This is a genomic window from Streptomyces yongxingensis (genome assembly GCF_055597465.1).
Window position 1 is genome coordinate 9,713,687 of sequence record NZ_CM145717.1, and the last position, 17,997, is coordinate 9,731,683.

Annotated in this window: 18 protein-coding genes and 1 pseudogene; 8 read left to right on the top strand and 11 right to left on the bottom strand. The window is 70.2% G+C overall.

Annotated features, from left to right (window positions below; all coding sequences use genetic code 11):
• Positions 1-26: 26 nt before the first annotated feature.
• Positions 27-743 (bottom strand): SDR family oxidoreductase, encoded by a 717-nt coding sequence (locus ACZ6TD_RS41500; RefSeq protein ID WP_471346499.1) that lies wholly within the window; start codon positions 741-743, stop codon positions 27-29.
• A gap of 81 nt (positions 744-824) precedes the next feature.
• Here ACZ6TD_RS41500 and ACZ6TD_RS41505 point away from each other — a divergent pair, with 81 nt between their 5' ends.
• On the top strand, positions 825-1,637 hold the full coding sequence (locus ACZ6TD_RS41505) for a helix-turn-helix transcriptional regulator (protein ID WP_471346502.1): 813 nt from the start codon (positions 825-827) through the stop codon (positions 1,635-1,637).
• A gap of 99 nt (positions 1,638-1,736) precedes the next feature.
• Here ACZ6TD_RS41505 and ACZ6TD_RS41510 read toward each other — a convergent pair whose 3' ends face one another.
• The 4 genes from ACZ6TD_RS41510 to ACZ6TD_RS41525 form a co-directional block, all read right to left on the bottom strand.
• On the bottom strand, positions 1,737-2,003 hold the full coding sequence (locus tag ACZ6TD_RS41510) for a GlsB/YeaQ/YmgE family stress response membrane protein (protein WP_470008046.1): 267 nt from the start codon (positions 2,001-2,003) through the stop codon (positions 1,737-1,739).
• 214 nt (positions 2,004-2,217) lie between these two features.
• The gene (locus ACZ6TD_RS41515) at positions 2,218-3,732 is read right to left on the bottom strand and encodes an LCP family protein (RefSeq protein WP_471346505.1); all 1,515 of its coding nucleotides are present in this window, start codon (positions 3,730-3,732) and stop codon (positions 2,218-2,220) included.
• A 132-nt stretch (positions 3,733-3,864) separates the two neighbouring features.
• A complete protein-coding gene (locus ACZ6TD_RS41520) occupies positions 3,865-4,512 on the bottom strand; it encodes an NADPH-dependent F420 reductase (protein WP_471346507.1) in 648 nt (215 codons plus the stop codon).
• Between the two features lie 29 nt (positions 4,513-4,541).
• Complete coding sequence (locus ACZ6TD_RS41525) at positions 4,542-5,369, bottom strand: inositol monophosphatase family protein (protein ID WP_471346509.1); 828 nt, start codon at positions 5,367-5,369, stop codon at positions 4,542-4,544.
• 303 nt (positions 5,370-5,672) lie between these two features.
• On the opposite strand from ACZ6TD_RS41525, the gene ACZ6TD_RS41530 reads away from it, so the two are divergent.
• Positions 5,673-6,074 carry a LysR substrate-binding domain-containing protein gene (locus ACZ6TD_RS41530; protein WP_471346511.1) on the top strand — a complete coding sequence of 134 codons (402 nt, stop codon included), beginning with the start codon at positions 5,673-5,675 and terminating at the stop codon, positions 6,072-6,074.
• 40 nt (positions 6,075-6,114) lie between these two features.
• Here ACZ6TD_RS41530 and ACZ6TD_RS41535 read toward each other — a convergent pair whose 3' ends face one another.
• Positions 6,115-7,077 carry an alpha/beta hydrolase fold domain-containing protein gene (locus ACZ6TD_RS41535; protein ID WP_471346513.1) on the bottom strand — a complete coding sequence of 321 codons (963 nt, stop codon included), beginning with the start codon at positions 7,075-7,077 and terminating at the stop codon, positions 6,115-6,117.
• A 286-nt stretch (positions 7,078-7,363) separates the two neighbouring features.
• Positions 7,364-8,299 (bottom strand): D-alanyl-D-alanine carboxypeptidase family protein, encoded by a 936-nt coding sequence (locus ACZ6TD_RS41540; RefSeq protein ID WP_471346515.1) that lies wholly within the window; start codon positions 8,297-8,299, stop codon positions 7,364-7,366.
• A 213-nt stretch (positions 8,300-8,512) separates the two neighbouring features.
• Between ACZ6TD_RS41540 and ACZ6TD_RS41545 the strand changes: the two genes are divergently transcribed.
• Complete coding sequence (locus tag ACZ6TD_RS41545; RefSeq protein ID WP_471346518.1) at positions 8,513-9,061, top strand: hypothetical protein; 549 nt, start codon at positions 8,513-8,515, stop codon at positions 9,059-9,061.
• Between the two features lie 80 nt (positions 9,062-9,141).
• Here ACZ6TD_RS41545 and ACZ6TD_RS41550 read toward each other — a convergent pair whose 3' ends face one another.
• Positions 9,142-9,531 (bottom strand): TraR/DksA family transcriptional regulator, encoded by a 390-nt coding sequence (locus ACZ6TD_RS41550; RefSeq protein WP_471346519.1) that lies wholly within the window; start codon positions 9,529-9,531, stop codon positions 9,142-9,144.
• Positions 9,532-9,693: 162 nt separating this feature from the next.
• On the opposite strand from ACZ6TD_RS41550, the gene ACZ6TD_RS41555 reads away from it, so the two are divergent.
• Positions 9,694-11,037, top strand: a complete 1,344-nt coding sequence (locus ACZ6TD_RS41555; RefSeq protein ID WP_471346521.1) for a cellulase family glycosylhydrolase — start codon at positions 9,694-9,696, stop codon at positions 11,035-11,037.
• Positions 11,038-11,159: 122 nt separating this feature from the next.
• Here the strand turns inward: ACZ6TD_RS41555 and ACZ6TD_RS41560 are convergent, their stop codons facing one another.
• Complete coding sequence (locus ACZ6TD_RS41560) at positions 11,160-12,278, bottom strand: NADH:flavin oxidoreductase (protein WP_471346524.1); 1,119 nt, start codon at positions 12,276-12,278, stop codon at positions 11,160-11,162.
• Positions 12,279-12,455: 177 nt separating this feature from the next.
• Between ACZ6TD_RS41560 and ACZ6TD_RS41565 the strand changes: the two genes are divergently transcribed.
• The gene (locus tag ACZ6TD_RS41565; RefSeq protein WP_471346525.1) at positions 12,456-12,905 is read left to right on the top strand and encodes an RrF2 family transcriptional regulator; all 450 of its coding nucleotides are present in this window, start codon (positions 12,456-12,458) and stop codon (positions 12,903-12,905) included.
• 42 nt (positions 12,906-12,947) lie between these two features.
• Here the strand turns inward: ACZ6TD_RS41565 and ACZ6TD_RS41570 are convergent, their stop codons facing one another.
• A complete protein-coding gene (locus ACZ6TD_RS41570; RefSeq protein WP_471346527.1) occupies positions 12,948-13,622 on the bottom strand; it encodes a hypothetical protein in 675 nt (224 codons plus the stop codon).
• A 65-nt stretch (positions 13,623-13,687) separates the two neighbouring features.
• On the opposite strand from ACZ6TD_RS41570, the pseudogene ACZ6TD_RS41575 reads away from it, so the two are divergent.
• The 3 genes and pseudogenes from ACZ6TD_RS41575 to ACZ6TD_RS41585 form a co-directional block, all read left to right on the top strand.
• Positions 13,688-13,768 (top strand): annotated as a pseudogene (locus ACZ6TD_RS41575) (transposase); the annotation flags it as partial.
• A 681-nt stretch (positions 13,769-14,449) separates the two neighbouring features.
• Positions 14,450-14,911: a DUF417 family protein gene (locus ACZ6TD_RS41580; protein WP_471346529.1), complete on the top strand. Its 462-nt coding sequence runs from the start codon at positions 14,450-14,452 to the stop codon at positions 14,909-14,911.
• 152 nt (positions 14,912-15,063) lie between these two features.
• Positions 15,064-17,028: a SpoIIE family protein phosphatase gene (locus ACZ6TD_RS41585; RefSeq protein ID WP_471346531.1), complete on the top strand. Its 1,965-nt coding sequence runs from the start codon at positions 15,064-15,066 to the stop codon at positions 17,026-17,028.
• Between the two features lie 123 nt (positions 17,029-17,151).
• Here the strand turns inward: ACZ6TD_RS41585 and ACZ6TD_RS41590 are convergent, their stop codons facing one another.
• Positions 17,152-17,856: an alcohol dehydrogenase catalytic domain-containing protein gene (locus ACZ6TD_RS41590; protein WP_471346533.1), complete on the bottom strand. Its 705-nt coding sequence runs from the start codon at positions 17,854-17,856 to the stop codon at positions 17,152-17,154.
• Positions 17,857-17,997 lie beyond the last annotated feature (141 nt).

A 17,997-nucleotide genomic window follows, 5' to 3' on the forward strand; every position in this document is an offset into this window, starting at 1 on the left:
ACCGCACGGCCCGTGTGAGGCCGGGGCTACCAGGGCGCCGGAGTGCCGTCCCAGGAGAAGAACCCGCCGGTGGGCCCGGTGTCCGGGAGGAGGGCGAGCCGGACCGCGCCCGCCGCGCCCTCGGCCGGATCCCCGTCGCTCCCGGCGGCGCGGGCGTTCAGATCGGTCCTGCGCAGCCCCGGGGCCAGTGCGTTGACCTTGAAGCCCTCGGAGGCCAGGGCCTGTGCGGTGTAGAGGGTCAGGGCGTTCAGCGCCGTCTTGGAGGAGCGGTAGGCCGCGCCCGATCCGGCGGACACGGCGAACTGGTGGTCGGGGTCCGCGCTCCAGGTCAGCGAGCCGGTGCCGCTGGAGACATTGACGATCCGGGGCGCGGACGAGCGGCGCAGGGCCGGGAGGAAGGCGTTGGTGACGGCGAGGACGCCGAAGACGTTGGTCTCATAGGTCCGGCGGAAGTCCTCGAGACCGGCCTCGGGCGCCGTGGCGCCGCCCACCATGATCCCCGCGTTGTTGACCAGGATGTCCAGCCGTTCCAGCCGGGCCGCGGCCGTGGCGACGCTGTCGGCGTCGGTCACGTCGAGCACCATCAGCCGGGCGTCGCCGCCGATCTCCCGGGCGGCCCGCCGCCCCCGCTCGGCGTCGCGCGAGCCCACGTACACCGTGAGTCCCTCGGCGGCGAGCTGGCGTGCGATTTCCTTGCCGATGCCCTTGTTGGCACCGGTGACCAGTGCTGTGCGATCGTTCATGGCACCAAGGGTTCCCCGGCCACGTTCACTCTGCCAGGGACAACCTGTCCCAGGCAGTACCCGTCAGCCGAAGGAGGCAGCATGGCGAGGCACGAGCTGGCCCGCTTCCTGCGGGACCGCCGCGAGGGGCTGCGTCCCCAGGACATCGGCCTGCCCGCCGACCCCCACCGCCGTACGCCGGGGCTGCGGCGGGAGGAGGTGGCGGAGCTGGCCCATATGTCGGTCGACTACTACACCCGCCTGGAACAGGCCCGTGGCCCCCGGCCCTCGCCGCGCATCCTGGACGGGCTGGCGGGGGCGCTGCGGCTCGCGCCCGCCGAGCGCAGCCATCTGTTCCGGCTCGCGGGCACGAGCGCGCCCCCGGGCGCGCGGGCGGTGCGGCGGGTCCGCCCGCACGTCGCCCAGATGCTGCGGCGGCTGCCGGACACCGCGGCGATCGTCACCGACGCCGCCTACGACGTGGTCGCCTGGAACCCGCTGGCGCAGGTCCTGCTCGGCGACGACCTCGGGCGGCACAGCAACCTCGCCCGACGTCGCTTCCTCGGCCGGGGCCACGCGTACGAGAGCTCCAGCGCCGAGGAGTTCGGGCACATCGTGGTCGCCCGGCTGCGCCGGGCCGCCGACCGCTACCCCCGGGACGCGGCGCTCACCGCGCTGCTGGGCGAACTGCGCGCCGGCAGCGAGGAGTTCCGGCAGATCTGGGAGGAGCGTCCGGTCCACGCACCCGGACACCGGACCAAGACCGTCGACCACCCCACGGCCGGGCCACTCCGGCTGAACTGCGATGTCCTGCTCGTCCCCGAGGACGACCAGGAGGTGGTCCTGATCACGGCCGACCCCGGATCCCCCTCGGCCCGTACGATCCGCGGGCTCGCGGGCGCGGCGGCACCGTGATGGCGTGGCGCCCGCCCGCCCGTGTTCCTGGTCGCTCCCAGCTCCAGCTCGGCGACGGAGCGTTCCGCTCCGTCCGTGTGCTTCGCGCCGTCCGTGCCGTCAGTTCCGTGAATTGCCGAACAACAGGCGGTACACAACGAGGAGGACGAAGGCGCCACCGATCGCCGCGCCCCAGGTGGCGGGGTCGAAGAACTCCTTCTGGACCGGGCGGTCGAAGAACTTCGCGGAGATCCAGCCGCCCACGAACGCCCCCGCGATGCCGATGACCGTGGTGCCGACCAGCCCGCCCGGGTCACGCCCGGGAAGGAGGATCTTGGCGATGACTCCGGCCAGCAGGCCGAGGATGATCCAGCTCACGATACCCACGTTGTTCGTCCCCTTCGTCGTGCTGTTGTGCTGTCGTGCCGTGTGCCGGGGTGAGTGAGCCCGGTCGATGACGTGTTCAGCCGGTTGCGCAGGTGTACGGGCGCCTACGAAGACGCGGCCCGCTCGGCGGTGGTTGCGAGCGGCTTGATCTTCCGGATGCCCGGGGAGCGGTGCGCCATGCCGGACCGGATGTGAGGGCCGTGAGGGGATCCGGTCAGCCGTAGGACAGATTGGAGCACGGGTCGTCGTCGGCGGAGCGGGCGTCGTCGGCCACGTGGGAGGACGGGGCAGAGGGCGTGGCGGGCGTGGAGGCGTCGGGGGAGGGCGCGGTGAGGTAGGTGCGTCCCAGGGTGAGGCTGATGCCGGGGATGGTGGCGGGGCGCAGTCCGGCGCCGGGGAAGAGCCGGGCCACGGTCTGGGCCCGGTCCCGCTCACCGGGGCCGTAGCCGACCACGGTGGTGGCGTGGTCCTGGGTGTCGGCGTTCGTGGCGCCGGTCACGGTGAAGCCATGCGTCCTGAGCGTGTCCGCGGCGCGCGCGGCGAGGCCCCGGGTGGTGGTGCCGTTGTAGACGGTGACGCTGATGCCCGCGCCCGACACGGTGGACGTGGCACTTGGCGTGGCGGGGGACCGGGGCTCGTCCTTCTTCCCGCCGGCCGCCTTCCCGTCGATGGTGCGGTCGGCCCTGATGTCGGCCCAGAGCTCGTCGGCGTCGGGTTGGACGATGGCGACCCGTTCGCCCTGGTAGCGCCAGGGGATGGTGACGAACTTGGTGTTGTGCAGATCGATGTCCTTCATCGACATGGCGAAGGACATCAGCTTCTTCGCGGAGCCGAGCCCCGGGTCCACGGTCATGGACTTGGTGGCCGCGTCCGCCAGCGGATACAGCGTGGTCGGGTCGATTCCCCGGCTCTTCACCTTCTTGAGCAGGGCGGAGATGAACGCCTGCTGCCGCCGTATGCGCCCGATGTCGGAGCCGTCGCCGATCCCGTGGCGGATGCGCACGTAGTCCAGCGCCTTCTGGCCGGAGACCGTCTGGACCCCCTTGCTGAAGATGCGCTTGCCGCGGGTGGGCCGGCTGGGGCTCAGATCGCGTTCGTAGACGTCCTGGGGCACGCACACTTGGACCCCGCCGACCGCGGAGGTCATCCGGGAGAAGCCCTCGAAGTCGATGACGACGGTGTGGTCCATGCGCAGCCCGGTCAGCTTCTCGACGGTGTTCTGGGTGCAGGCCGGATTGCCCTGGGCGGTCTCACCCACGGAGAACGCCGAGTTGAACATGGCGTTCCGTCGCGTCCTGGTCCATGAGCCGTCGGGCAGCCGGCACGGCGGGATGTCGACCAGGGTGTCGCGGGGTATCGACACCCCGACCGCGTGCTTGCCATCGGCGTAGACGTGCAGCAGCAAGGCGGTGTCCGAACGGCCCACGTCTCCGGTGCCGCCGCCCAGCTTGCTGTTGTCGCCCGAGCGGGTGTCCGAGCCGATGACCAGCACGTTCTGGCCGGCGGCGTTCCCTTCCGGCCGGTTGTCGGAGAGGCCGTCCGCCCCGAAGGTGGTGATGTTCCCGTTCAGCTTGAAGTAGAGCCAGCCCACTCCGCCGCCGAGCAGCACGAGGAACGACACCACGATCACCAGAGCGATCCGCAGCGGGCGGCGCCCCTTGCGCCGCTGCCTGGCGTCCGCCCGTTCCGCGGTAGCGCTCCCCGTCGTCTCCCCGTCTCTGCCTGTCATGCGCGTCCTTCGTCCGGCGGCTGTTCGGAAGAGAAGACGATCGATGCCGGTCTCAGGTTCTATCGATGCGCAAGGGCGTGTTTCCCCGCGTGTGGTACGACACGTCCCCGCGGTGCCGGAGGTGCGGGGCGGTCAGCGGGCCACGGAGACGGCGAACGGCCGGAATCCATGGCGGCGCAGCATATGGGGAACCAGGAGCACGACGGCTTCGGTGGCACGGGCGGTGGTGATGTCGCCGAGGTCCTCGATCCACTCGGGCTTCCAGCCGAGGTCGGCGAGGAGGCCCGCGGTGATGGCCTTGGCGTCCGCGTCGTCGCCGGAGAGATAGGCGGTGGGCGGGATGGACAGGTCGGCGGGGGCGGTCATGACCGGGAAGAGCATGGTGTTGAGGGTCTTGACCACCCGCGTGGCGGGCAGGGCCCGCTGGAGCCGTTCGGCCAGGCTGCTGCCGGGGTAGCACAGGTCCGAGGGGAGCCCGTCGGGCGTGTGACGGGTGGCGTTGGAGACGTCGATGAGGATCTTGCCCGCCAGCTCGGTGCGCAGGGCGGAGAGGCGGTCCAGGGCGGTGTCGCCCGGGGTGGCGTTGATGACGATGCCGGTGGTGGCGGCCGTGGTGCGCTGGTCGGTGTGGCGGATCTCCGGGACGGCGCCGGTCCGGTCGGCCGGGGTCTCCTGGGGCGGCTGCCGGTGGCCGAGGGTGATCTGGTGGCCGGCGGTGGCGAGTGTGCGGGCGAGCCCGCTGCCGACGCGTCCGGTGCCGAGGATGCCGATGCTGGTCATGCGGATGAACTCCTTGCCGGGGTGGGTGGTCAGGCGATGGGCGACAGGACGGAGACGGCCTCGGCGTGGATGCCGGGGGCGGCGGCCAGGAAGTCACGGCTGGCCAGGTCCCAGGGATTGCCCCGGGTGTCGGTGACGGTGCCACCGGCCTCGGCGACCAGCAGGGCGCCGGACACCAGACCCGAGCGCACGTCGGAGAACTGCCAGAACGCGTCCATGCGTCCGGCGGCCACATGGATCAGCTGAAGGGTGGCGGGCACGGAGACCCGGACGACGAGGCCGTGGATCAGCATCCGGGTGACCGACGCGCCGATCCGGTGGAAGGTGTGCTCGTCCTCGCCCGGCCGGGCCTGACCCGTGCCGACCAGGGCCGCGCCCAGGTCCGTCTTGGCCGACACCCGCAAGGGCGCGCCGTTCAGCAGGGCGCCGTGACCGGCCACCGCGGTGTACCAGTCGCCGGTCAGCGGAAGGTGGACGACGGTGAGCACCGGATGGTTGTCGCGGACGAGGGTGGCGGTCACGGCCCAGTCGGACATGCCGTGCACATGGTTGATGTTGCCCTCGGCCGGGTCGACGATCCACCACTCGCCCGGCGGCAGCTCGCCGCCTTCCAGCTCGTCCTCGGCCCAGCGCGCGCCCGGCCTGGCGGCCATCAGCGGCTCCCTCAGGACGTCGAGCACCGCGTCGTCGTTGGCGTGGATCTCCGTGACGATCTCGTCGAGCTCCACTCCGCGGGCCTGTGGGGTGTGGCGCTCCCGCAGCAGGTCTCCGGCGGTGCGGACGGCGGTGGTGACCCGGGTGAGCAACGCGGCGTCGAGGCCGGTTTCCGAGGTGGTGGTGCCGTTGTCAGTGGACATGGGGTGCTCCCGCGAATGGTGAAAGAGAAAGGGAGGCTTGGCGCGCGCTTCGCCGTCTGTGCCTCGACCGTAGGCACCATCCTCGATGACGGCAATTGCACATATGGCACTGCTCGGTTTACCCACGTGCAACGGAAAGGGCGGGCCGAACGAACAACGCCCGCGCCCGGGCCTCGTCCAACCGCCCCTCCCAGCGGGCGCGGCCAACGTGGCGACACCATTGCCCACCTGGCCGGTCAGGGCCCGCGCCTCGGACATGAACCGGTCGATGCCGAAGATCAGCGCGAGGGCCGCCACCGGGGCATGGGGGACGGCGCTGAGCGTGGCGGCCAGGGCCCCACCGTCGGCGCCTCGCTGCTGCCGCCCGCCGTCATCGCCTTCCGCGACACCCACCCCGAGGCCCTGGTGCGCAGTTGCCGGGCGGTCGGCTTCGAACCGCAGATCGCCTATGAGGCACACGACTACCAGGAGGCGCAGGGCCTGGTGGCCGCCGGTCTATGCGTGGCGCTGGCCCCGGCCCTGGCCCTGGAGGGCATTCGCCCGGGGGGCAGCGTGCTGCCGCTGCGCCCGCCCGCGCCGGTGCGCCCGATCCTGCTCGTGCGCATGGCCGACCACGCCCTCACCCCCGCCGCCGGGGCGTTCCTCGGCTCGCTGCGCGAGAGCGCCGCGGCCCGGCGGACCGACGCGATGGGCGAGGGCGGGTGAGCGGTGGTGCCGGATCCCCGGTCCGGCTCATGGCGGGCTCTCACAGCGAGGAGATCACCCGCCTGCGGTCCTCCATGGCCCGGCGGGCGAGCCGGGAGGCGGGGGCGAGGCGGTCGTATTCATGGATGGCCCCGCTGTGCAGATGCAGTTCGGTGGGGATGTCGGCGTCGGCGAGCCGCTGGGCGTAGGTGACGGCCTCGGCGCGGAAGATGTCGAGCTCTCCGACCTCGACATAGGCCGGTGCCAGGCCCTCGACGGTGGCGGCGCGCGCGGGCGCCACCTGCGGCGGGACGTCGTCGGTGCCGAACGCCGCGCCCAGCAGGGCGTGCCAGCCGGTCCAGTTGTCGTCCCAGGTCCAGGCCACATAGGGGGTCAGCCGGGGATCCGGGGTGAGAGTGCGGTCGTCCAGCATGGGATACAGCAGGACCTGACGGGCGAGCGGAACGCCCCGGTCACGGGCGAGGATCGCCACTCCCGCGGCGAGCCCGCCCCCGGCGCTGTCGCCCATGACGGCGATGCGGCGGGGATCGACCCTCAGCTCGGGCGCCTGGTCGCCCAGCCAGATCAACGCGGCGAACACATCCTCCACGGGGCCGGTGCCGGTGGCCGCGTCGGGCGCCAGGCGGTAATCCACGGACAGGAACGGCACTCCGGTGGCCTGGACGTACCCGGCGACCACGGAGTCGTAGAGTTCGACACTTCCGGCGATCATCCCTCCGCCATGGGCGTAGACGACCGCGGAACCCGGCGCGGACTCGGCCTTCTCGTACCAGCGGACGAGGATCTCCGCCCCGTCCGCGGACCGCACCTTGTGCGAGGACGCCTTCACCAGCGGATAGCCGGAGGGATACGCCGGGAGGAGTGAGGCCATCCACCGCATCGAGGCCGTGCCCCTGGCGCGCAGCGTCCGCCAGTCGTCGCGCTCGGGCGGGGGAGTGGGGTCGCTCTGCTCGGCGAGGGCCTGGAGAACCGCGGCGAGCTCAGGGTCGAGGGTGAAGGCCATAGTCGACTCCGTTCGAGGACGGCGGGGCCGCTGCCCCAACTGTCCTCCCAGGCTGCCGAGTTGCGCTCGAGGCCCGGTACAGGGGCCGGGCGGCGGGACGAGGACGCCTCAGGGACGGGCGCCGCGCCGGGCTCCTGTGATACGTGTACCCGCTATATCACCCGATCGGGGTACATCGATCGCGTGTGCGGAGTCCGGGCTCAACGGACTTGGCCCCGAGCACCGGTGCCCCGGCCGGAACGAGTCCGGCCGGGGCACCGCGCTGTCACCTCACGGGGCTTGTGGATCAGTCCCGCTGAGCGTCCTTGGGAAGCTGGCGCCACTTCACCTCGGTGGTGGTGTCGTACGTCCAGTCGAGCATCTTCTTCGCGTCCGGGTAGCGGTCCGCGTCGTTGAGGATGACTCCCACGACCGTCTTGTCGCCGCGCTTGGCGGCGAACACCAGGCAGGGACCGGCAGGGGTGGTGGTCCCGGTCTTGACGCCGATCGCGCCCTGGTACGAACCCAGCAACTGGTTGGTGTTGTCCCAGGAGTAGTACCGGGTGCGGCCATTGGCCGCCGGTGCTTCCTGCTTGGTGGACACCGACTTGACAACCGTGTCGAACGTCGCGTTCTCCATGGCGCGCCGGGTCAGCTGCGCCAGGTCATGGGGTGTCGAGTAGTTGTCGGCGTCGGCCGAGACACCGTCGAAGGAGTCGTACTTGGTGTTGGTCAGCCCCAAGTCCTGCGCCTTCGCGTTCATCTTGGAGATGAACGACTTGGTCCGCTCGGCGGTGGTGTCGCCGGTGCCGAACGTGTCGGCCAGCGCCATCGCCGCGTCGCAGCCCGAAGGCAGCATCAACCCGTACAGCAGCTGGTTGACGGTGAGTTTGTCACCGGTCTGCAGGTCCGCCGTGCTGGCACCGGACTTGGTCACATAGTCGCGGTACTCCTGCTTGATGGTGATCTGCTTGTTGAGGTCCAGGTCTCGGGTCTCGAGCACCACGAGGGCAGTCATGATCTTCGTGGTGCTCGCCATCGGACGCCTGGTGTCGGCGTCCTTGGCCATCAGCTCCTTGTTGGAACCGGTGTCGAGCAGGTACGCGCCCTTGGCGCTGACCTCCGGTGGCGGTTCGGCCGAAGCCTGGGCCATCGCCACCGGGACCGCGATCGCTACGGCCACCGTGGACGCGACCGCCGCGACTCTCCAGCGGCGGGTCACGGTTCCACGACGTTTATGCATTCGCCCTCCGTTTCGCTTGTTGAGGTGTGTTTCGGGCGAGCGCATCGTCTCACCAGGTGAAAATGGGCCATGCTTCGGGGTGGCGGACACGCGGTGCCCTTGGGGAAACAACTAGGGTCCGGACCAGCGCTGTTGACCGGATGGCGGATCCGGGGCAGCCACGTGCGGCCCGGAGCGCGCGCCCGCTGATCCGCGATCTGCCACACTCAGGGTGTGAACCGGACACTCGATCACGACGCGCTGCGCGGACGTGTCGCCGTGGTGGCCGGGGCGACACGCGGCGCCGGGCGCGGTGTCGCGGCCGCGCTGGGCGAGGCCGGCGCGACCGTCATCCGCACCGGACGCAGCAGTGGCATCGATGTGCTCGTCAACGACATCTGGGGTGCCGAGCGGCTCAAGGGCGGGCCCGCCGACTCGCTGGCCTTCTCCCAGGGCCACGAGCTGGCGCCGCACGGGGCGACGGCGGTCGCCGTCACACCGGGCTGGCCGCGCGCGGAGATGATGCTGGAGGCGTACGGGGCCGGCGAGGGCAATTGGCGCGACGCCCTGCTCCCGGACCGCGGCGAGGACCGCCCGACCGCCCCCGAGGGCTTCGGCTCCTCCGAGTCACCGCGCTACGTCGGCCGTGCCATCGCGGCCCTGGCCGCCGACCCCGACCGGGCGAGGTGGAACCAGCGATCGGTGAACTCCGCCGAGCTCGCCCGGGAGTACGGATTCACCGACACCGACGGCTCGCAGCCCGACAGCTGGTCCGCCACCTGAAACGGCCGAGGCTTTGGTGTGGCCTCTCCCACCGAAGGGCGGCCGCCCGCCGAGCGCCCCTCCGCTCGGCGCCGAGCCGCTCAGCGGGGGTGGGCGGTCGCGCAGCGTACGCAGGTGGTCGCCGTGGGGCGAGCCTCCAGGCGTTCCGCGGGGATCGGCTCGCCGCACACCGCGCACCGTCCGTACTCGTCGCGCTCCAGCCGTTCCAGCGCCTCGTCCAGGGCGGTCAGATGATCGCGGGCCTGGGCCAGCAGTGCGGCGACATGGGCTCGCTCGAAGGCGGTGCTCGACCCCTCCGGGTCGTGCTCGTCGTCGACCGCCACCAGGGCGTTCGATGCGACGATCGCCTCGAATTCACGGTTCAGGGCAGCGGTCCGCGCGCTGGTCTCGGCGCGCTCGGCCGCCAGCCGTTCGCGGATGGCTTCGCGCCCGGCCGGAGAGAAGGCGCCATCACCGGATGAATCGCTCATGCGCGGCATAACCTCGGCATGCCCGGTCCGCATTCCGGTTGCCCCACCCTTCCCCGGAGGTCTTGACGTCTCTCGGGCCCGATGCAATGGATGGGAGCGCTCCCAAATCGACCGTACATCCACCGTACGGATGCCATCACGCGCTCACTCCTTGGAGTCATGATGAGACGGAAGAGATCCTTGCCCGCCTTACTGGCCTTATTGGTCAGCCTCTTCGGGATCGCGGGTCTCGGCCGGACCGCCCATGCCGAGTCGGCCCGCCCGCAGGCACCCCTGGCCACGGGCCTGCACATCAGCGACGGCCGGCTGCTGGAGGGCAACGGCAACGACTTCATCATGCGTGGTGTCAACCACGCTCACACCTGGTATCCGGGTGAGACACGGTCGCTGGCCGACATCAAGGCCCTGGGCGCCAACACCGTCCGGGTCGTCCTCTCCAACGGCCACCGCTGGACCAAGAACAGCCCCGAGGACGTGGCCGCCATCATCGCCCAGTGCAAGGCCAACCGGCTCATCTGCGTACTGGAAGTGCACGACACCACCGGCTACGGCGAGGACGCCGCGGCCGCCTCGCTCGACCAGGCGGCCGACTACTGGATCGGCCTCAAGAGCGTGCTCACCGGTCAGGAGAACTACGTCGTCATCAACATCGGCAACGAACCGTGGGGCAACACCGACCCGGCCGGCTGGACCGCCCCCACCGTCGCCGCCGTCCAGAAGCTGCGCAACGCCGGGTTCCAGCACACCATCATGGTGGACGCCCCCAACTGGGGGCAGGACCTGCAGAACGTGATGCGCGCCAACGCGCGGACCGTCTACGACGCCGACTCCACCGGCAACCTGATCTTCTCGATCCACATGTACAGCGTCTATGACACGGCGCAGGAGATCACCGACTATCTGAACGCCTTCGTGGGCGCCAGGCTGCCCATCCTCATCGGCGAGTTCGGCGGCCCCGCCGACCAGTGGGGCGATCCGGACGAGAACACCATGATGGCCACCGCCCAGCGGCTGAAGCTGGGCTATCTGGCCTGGTCCTGGAGTGGCAACACCGATCCCATCCTGGACCTGGCCACCGACTTCGACCCGGCCAGGCTCACCGACTGGGGCAAGCGCGTCTTCAACGGCCCCGACGGCATCGCCCAGACCTCCCGCGAGGCCACCATCTACGGCGGTAGCTCCGGCGCCGGCTGCTCGGTCGGCTACCGGGTGGCCAACGAATGGGGCAGTGGCTTCCAGGGTGAGATCACCATCCGCAACACCGGCACCGCCGTCATCAGCGGCTGGACCCTGGAGTTCGCCTTCGCCAACGGCCAGACCATCACCAATATGTGGGGTGGCACGCCGAGGCAGAACGGCGCCGCGGTGACCGTCACCCCCGCCTCGTACACCGCCACGATTCCCGCCCGTGGCTCGGTCACCCTCGGCTTCACCGCGGGCAAGGGCGCCACCAACGCCGCGCCGACCGCCTTCTCCCTCGACGGCGGCGCCTGCGCCACCGGCTAGTACCGGGAATGCGGGGCGATGGTGAAATGTTAAACTAACTAGCGCACCCCGTGCCGGCGCCGGCCGGATCCCCCCGTGCCGGCCGGCGCCGTCCCCAGCGGTGCGGGGAGCAGCGCGGGGATTCAGTGCAGGGACTCCACCGCGTCCCGGCTGAACGGAGTGAGCTCGCTCGCCCGGTCGTTCAGGACCTTGTCGGCCCACTCGGGGTCGGCGAGCAGTGCGCGGCCGACCGCGACGAGGTCGAATTCGTCCCGCTCCAGAGGCTCCAGGAGCCGGTCGATGGACTCCACGGACGCGTGCGCGCCGGAGAGGGAGCCGGGGTGGAAGACGCTGTCCAGGCCGACCGAGCCGACGGTGATGACCGGCTTGCCGGTGACCTTCTTCGCCCAGCCGGCGATGTTCAGATCCGAGCCCGTGTCGGGGAACTCCGGCTGCCAGTAGCGCCGCCCGGAGGCGTGGAACGCGTCGACCCCGGCCTCCGCCAGCGGCGTGAGCACGGCTTCCAGCTCCTTGGGGTTCTCGGCGAGCCGGACGTCGTAGTGCTCGGACTTCCACTGGGAGAACCGGAGGACGACGGGGAAGTCGGGCGCGACCCGCTCGCGGATGGCGGCCACGAGGTCGGTGGCGAACGCGGTCCGGGAGGCCGGATCGCCACCGTAGCGGTCGGTGCGCCGGTTGGTGCGTTCCCACAGGAACTGGTCGATGAGATAGCCGTGTGCGCCGTGCAGCTCCACGCCGTCGAAGCCGATCTCCTCGGCCGACCGCGCGGCCTTCGCGAAGGCGCCGATGACGTCGTCGATGTCGGCGAGGGTCATCGTCTCGCCCGCTCCGGGCGTGCCGTCCAGCGCGATCCCGGACGGGCCCAGGGACGGGGCGTCGGGGTACGGCGGCGCTCCCGCGGGCCGCTGTATGCCCACGTGCCAGAGCTGAGGCATGATCGCGCCACCCTGGGTGTGCACGGCGTCAACGACCCTTTGCCACCCGGCCAGTTGCTCCTCGCCGTGGAACCGGGGAACGCCGTCGATATAACCGGCGGACCGGTGGTCGACGGTGGTGCCCTCGGTGATGATGAGGCCGGTCCCCGCCGCCGCCCGGCGCGCGTAGTACGCGGCGACGTTCTCACCGGGAATACCATCGGGGGAGTGCCCACGGGTCATGGGGGCCATGACGATCCGGTTCGGGAGCTTGGCCGAACCCAGTGTGAACGGGCGGGACAGTGCCGTGGCCAGGCGGGTGTTCACCGTGTCGCTCTCCAGACGTGTCGTTCCGAGGAGGCTTCCCCCGGAGCCTCAAAATGTGAGTCTGAAAGATACAGTTTTCCCGGCGTAAACTGCAACTGTATGGATCGCTTTTTAGGCGAGGGTGGAACGGCGCCGTCGAGTAGGCTGTGCCCCGATCCGCGGGCGGAGGTGGAGAAGGTGTTGGACATCCGGTTCTCCCGTGCGCTCCAGGTGATGCTGTTCCTCGCCGTGGCCGCCGAAAACGGGTCCGGGCCGCTGAGCTCCGCCGATTTGGCCCACAGACTGAACGCCAACCCGAGCCTGGTCCGGAAGCTCCTCGTCCCGCTGACGGACGAGGGGCTGGCCGTCTGCGTCAAGGGCCGTACCGGTGGGGCGCGGCTGGGGCGGCCGGCCGACCGGATCACCCTGGCCGAGATCTATCGCTGTGCCGTGGGCGACAAGCCCCTGTTCGCCCCCTCGCCGGGGGGTGAGCCCGTGTGCCCGGTGACCGCGCATGGCGGTGAGTACTTCGCCGCGCTCACCGCCGAGGCCGAGGCAGCGGTCCTCGCATCGCTGGGCGACCGCACGCTCGCGGACAGCGTGGGTGAACTGCGCCGCCTCTGCACCGGGCACGCCCGGCAGGGCTGATCCGGGCCCAGCGCGGAGGCGCGACCGGGATCGAGTACCGGGCTACCGCAGCCCCGGATCCGGTGGCGGAGCCACATCCTTCGGATCCGGATATTCGGGAGCTTCCCGACAGTCCAACCGCGAAGTCACCTCTTTCGCCGAGGCGATGAGCAGTTTGGCGTGTGAGTGGTCACTGACGGTGAAGTGATCGCGCATGGCGAACTCCAGGGAACGGCCCCCGCCCGATTCCGTCCCGCCGCCACCGCCGATGTCACACGCGACCAGGAGCCTGCCGGCGTCCTCCGGACCGACGGTGGCCGCGTAGCGCACCGACCGGCCCGATGAGGGCGATTGGGGAGTCCACGCCACGGTGATGGCGAGCAACTCCGCGCCATCAGCCTTGTCCATCAAGGTACATAGATCCTGGGGCGTACTCCTCCTGGCCGACTCCTCCCGCAACGCCTTGGCGACCTGGCCGGTGCTCGGGGTCTTGACCGGATAGACCTTGCTCGGCCCTTTCGGCTCCCGAGCCTCCTTCGCGATGGCCTCGTCGAACAGGCCACCGCAGGCCCGGGCGACGGGTATCAGCCTGGCGTCGGCGGTCGGCTTCGGAGTCTTGGATTCGTCGCCACCGCTGCCACAGCCCGTGACGGCGATGACGGACGTGCACGTGAGGACTGCCAGCCGCCCCAGAGGCAGGCGAACATTGCGTGGCACGATCTCTCCTGTCGGCTCCATCGGCTGCCGCTCCCGGGGACGGCACTCTACTAGGACGTATCCGGGCGATCATGTGACTGCTGCGCGTCTGCGGCATCCTGGGCCGGGTGCGGACCGGCGTGTGGTGGCGGGACCTGCCCGGACGGTTCGGCCCGTGGAAGACCGTGTAGGGGGCGAAGCAACAGAACATCAGGCCGAGACGCCGTGGCAGAGCCCGCCCCCGGATCGGGCCGGGCCGGCCGCGCAAGAAGCCCGACAGCCTCACCGCTTCGCCGCTGATGCGCGTGGCGACCGACGCCGCGTCAGTACGGCAGTGCACATTCGGGGGGAGTCCATTCTCCCCGGAGGCGTCATGCCGCAGTCGGAGCCGGGTGATGCACGGATGCGGGCCTGTGGGGTCGCCGAGATGTCCGGTCCGGTCCAGTCGCTACGGCTGCCCGGGCCCAGTCACCCGGGCCGGGCGAGATCCTGCTCGACGTCCTGGCCGCCGGGGTCGGCCCCTGGGACCGGCTGCTCGCCTCCGGTGGATGGGGCGTGGGCCTGCGCCTTCCGGCGGCCCTCGGGGTGGAGGGCCGGCTGCGCCGCCTGGACGCGGCAGACGTCATCGACTGCCGCCGCCCCGCCCGGGTCGGCGTGGCCTGGCGAGAACCTGCGCTCCGCGGGCAATAAAAGTGAAGTAATCGCGCGAGGGCGTCGACTGAGTACGGAGCCTCACCAGATAAGACGTCCTCTTAATAAGAAATGTGGAAAAGGCCCCGAGGCCGGCGTGCCAGTAGGTGGCACCTGGCGTACGCTGGGCAGATGTAGGGAGTTCTGCGGTGCACATGTGAAGGGACACCCGTATGAGAATGCCTTCCACGGTCGGTAAGGGCCTTCAGAGTGCAGGATTCTCGACGATCCGCTATGGACTGGCGCTCAATCTCCTGTCGATTGGGCGGCTCAAGTTCGAAAATTATGAGGTCGAGAACATTCGGCCCTTGGTCACCGCGAGCCCTGTATTCTCGCGACTCCTCACCGAACTCGGCGAACAAAAACTGGCCAGGGTCATCGGTGTAACAGAGATGGTTGCGGGATCACTGATTGCGGCGAGACCGTTCGCGCCGAGAGCCTCGGCGCTAGGAAGCCTGGCGGCTGCTGGGATTTTCGCCACGACCCTCAGTTTCCTGGCCACAACGCCCGAGGCATGGCAGGAGAAGCGCGGAGAACCAAAGCTCTCTCTCGCCGGCCAGTTCCTGGTGAAAGACATCGTGTTGCTGGGGGCTTCCCTGCTCACGGCTGCCGAATCTCTGCAGACCGGACAGCGCACGTAGTCCACCGCCACCGGTACCGCGTCGTTGCGCCGCGCGCCGTAAGGCGGAACTTTTGCCGAACAGCACCTGCTCCGCGGTAGATACCGGCCGATCAGCATCGGCCGCCGCGCTGGTTGACGTTGTCTCGCTCGACGATTCCCGGGGAGCGGCAGATGGACGCATCGGACGAACTCCTTGAGAGGGCTACCCCGTCGGCTCTCTTGGCCCTGGATGGCACCATCCGCCGCCTCAACGCCGCGATGGCCACGGCGCTGGGCAGGCCGCGGGAACAGTGCGTAGGTCGCGCCTTCAGCGATCTCTTGCCCGACAATCAGCGCCTCGCGGCTGAAAACCTGCTGACGCACGGGGCCACGACGAAGCGGCTTGCGATGCGTGTGCTGGAGTTCCCCGGGACAGGCCCAGCATCAGTGGTTTGCCTTGTCGAGGCGCGGCCAGTGAGGGATCCCGCGGACGGCGAGCAGTTTGTGTGGGTGCATTCGTTGGACGCGAAGCACGACCTGGGCGGTTTGCTGATCCCGTTCCAGCTTGCGGCCAGGTCCGCCGGCCTCGGCCTGTGCATGTGTTCTCCCCATGAGCACCAGGTGGAGTGGATGGGCGGCGCGCCTGCTCTGGCCGCGCTTTTCCCGCAAGCGTCCGTGTCCCTGTCCACGGTGATCCGGCAAGCCCACCCTGATGACCGCAAGGGCTTGCGGCGGCTGGTCCACTCGGACGCCGCCCAGTCCCCCTGGATCAGGGCGCGGTTCTTTACCGAACACGGTGGCTGGCGCGTACTGACCAGCCAGACTCGCAGGGTCACATTGGGGTATGCCGGTCCCGAAAGGGTCTTCGGGGTGATCCGCGACGACACCCAGATGGAGGCGCACCGAGAGGAAATGCTGGCCGCCGTGAGCGCTGAGCGGCAGCGCACCGAGGAGATCGCCGCATTCTCCTCCGCTCTGTTCACCGCCGCCACCGAGCAGGAACTGCAACAGGTTGTCCTGACCCGGCTGGCCGCAGCCTTCGGCGGTACCGGCGCCCTCTTCGCGCTCGTCGACTACGGGCGCCTGCGGGTTTCCTCGGATGCCCAGATCCCCACGTGGCAGGCCGACGCCCTGCACGGCCTGTCGTTGGATGAGGACCGCCCACTGCCCAGTGCGATCCGCACCGGCCAGCCACAGTTCATCCCCAACCAGGAGGAGCTCGCCCGTCGTTGGCCGCACGAAGACAGTCTGCCCCTCCGGCGCTCCGGCCCCGACCTCGCCATGTCGATCACCCCCCTCAGTCCGGTGGGCGACCGGCCACTGGGGGCCTGGGCGGTGACGTATGACAGCGAGCACCCCCCGTCCCCGGAGCAGCTCGCCTTCATGACCACTCTGGCCGAGCTGGCAGGCCAGGCACTGAGGCGCATCCGGTTGCAACAAGCCCACATCGACCTGTCAACAGCGCTCCAACAAAGCATGCTCCCCACACTGCCCGAGCACCTCCCGGGCCTGAAGATCGCCGCCCGCTACCAGCCCAGCCGACACGGGCTCGATATCGGCGGAGACTGGTACGACGCGTTCCTCTTGCCCGACGACGCGGTCGCACTGGAGATCGGCGACGCCCAAGGGCACGACGTGGACGCCGCAGCTTTCATGGGACAGGTGCGCTCGTCCATGCGCGCGATCACCACCCACGAACCGGGGCCGGGAGCCGCGCTGACACGCACCAACGAGCTGCTCGTCACAATGGACGCACCACGCTTCGCCAGCTGCACCATGCTGCACATCGATCCGCGCGACGGACAGGTCATCGGCACCAGCGCGGGCCACGTGCCGCTGCTCTTGGCACGCGACGACGGCAGCCACGACATCCGCACACTTTCCGGCGGGCCGGTACTGGGAGTCGTGCCCGAGACCGACTACCCCGAGGAGACCTTCACGCTGGAAAAGAACACTGCGCTGGTCCTGGTCACCGACGGCGTCGTCGAAGGGCCGGGGCTGACCCTGGAAGCCGGGCTGGAACGAGTGGGAACGCTGGCCGGCCAGGCCCTCCACGACCGCCTCGACGTCGAGGCGACGGCAGACCGAGTTCTCGACGCCGCGGTCGCGGTGGATCACCTCGACGACGTGGCCGTACTGGTGATCCGACGCGCTTAGGGGTCATCTCCTGGCGAGCCGGCGGTAGCAGATGAGGGTGCGAGCGATGCTGGTGAAGGCCAGGAAGCGCTCCGCCTTGCGCGCGTAGCGGCGGTGCCGGCGACGGCATCCGGCGAGCCAGGATCAGCGCAGGTCAAGTACAGCCTTCCCGATGAGGCGGTTCTCGACGGCCTCGTGTGCGACCGCCACGTCGTCGAGGATCTGCTGGGCGGCGTCGGCGTCGCGGTAGTTCACGACGAGGTCTGCGCCCGCGGCCCTGGCCAACGCGGCCTTTTCCGGACCGCTGACCGTCGTCACGATCCGTGCGCCCGCGATCCGGCCGAGTTCGATCGCGTAGTGCCCGACGGCGCCCGCACCGGCTGCGACGAGTACGGTGCGGTCGCGGGGCGAGCCGTCGGCGTGCAGGCACCAGTGCGCGGTCATCGCCGGGATGCCGAGGCAGGCGCCGAGTTCGTCGGAGATCCCGTCCGGCAGCGCAACGGCCTGCTCGGACGGTACTACGGTCCACTCCGCTGCGGTCCCCCACGGATGGCCTGTGCCGGCCATCCAGATCCACACGCGTTCGCCGACCCGGCTCGGGTCGACGCCCGCGCCGACCGCGTCGATCGTGCCTGTACCGTCCTGGTGCGGGATGCGGCCGGTGCGCTCGCCGACGCGCTGGAAGTGCTGCGGAGTGGAGTTCAGCCGCATGAACATGTCGCCCGGGTTGATCGCGGAGAGTGCGATGCGGACGCGGACCTGGCCGGGGCCGGGCTCGGGGTGCTCGACGTCGAGCACCCGCAGCACGCTCTTGGCGGGACCGGGCGTGTCGTAGAAGGCTGCCCTCATTGGTTCATCTCTCCTCTTGGGTGTGGCGCGATCCACGGCACTGGCCGGGGATCGCGCACGTCACCACGGCGGGGTCCACGTACCGCGTCGTGGTTCGGTTTCTTGGCCGCGAGATCGCCACCTCGCGAACGGCCAGATCCC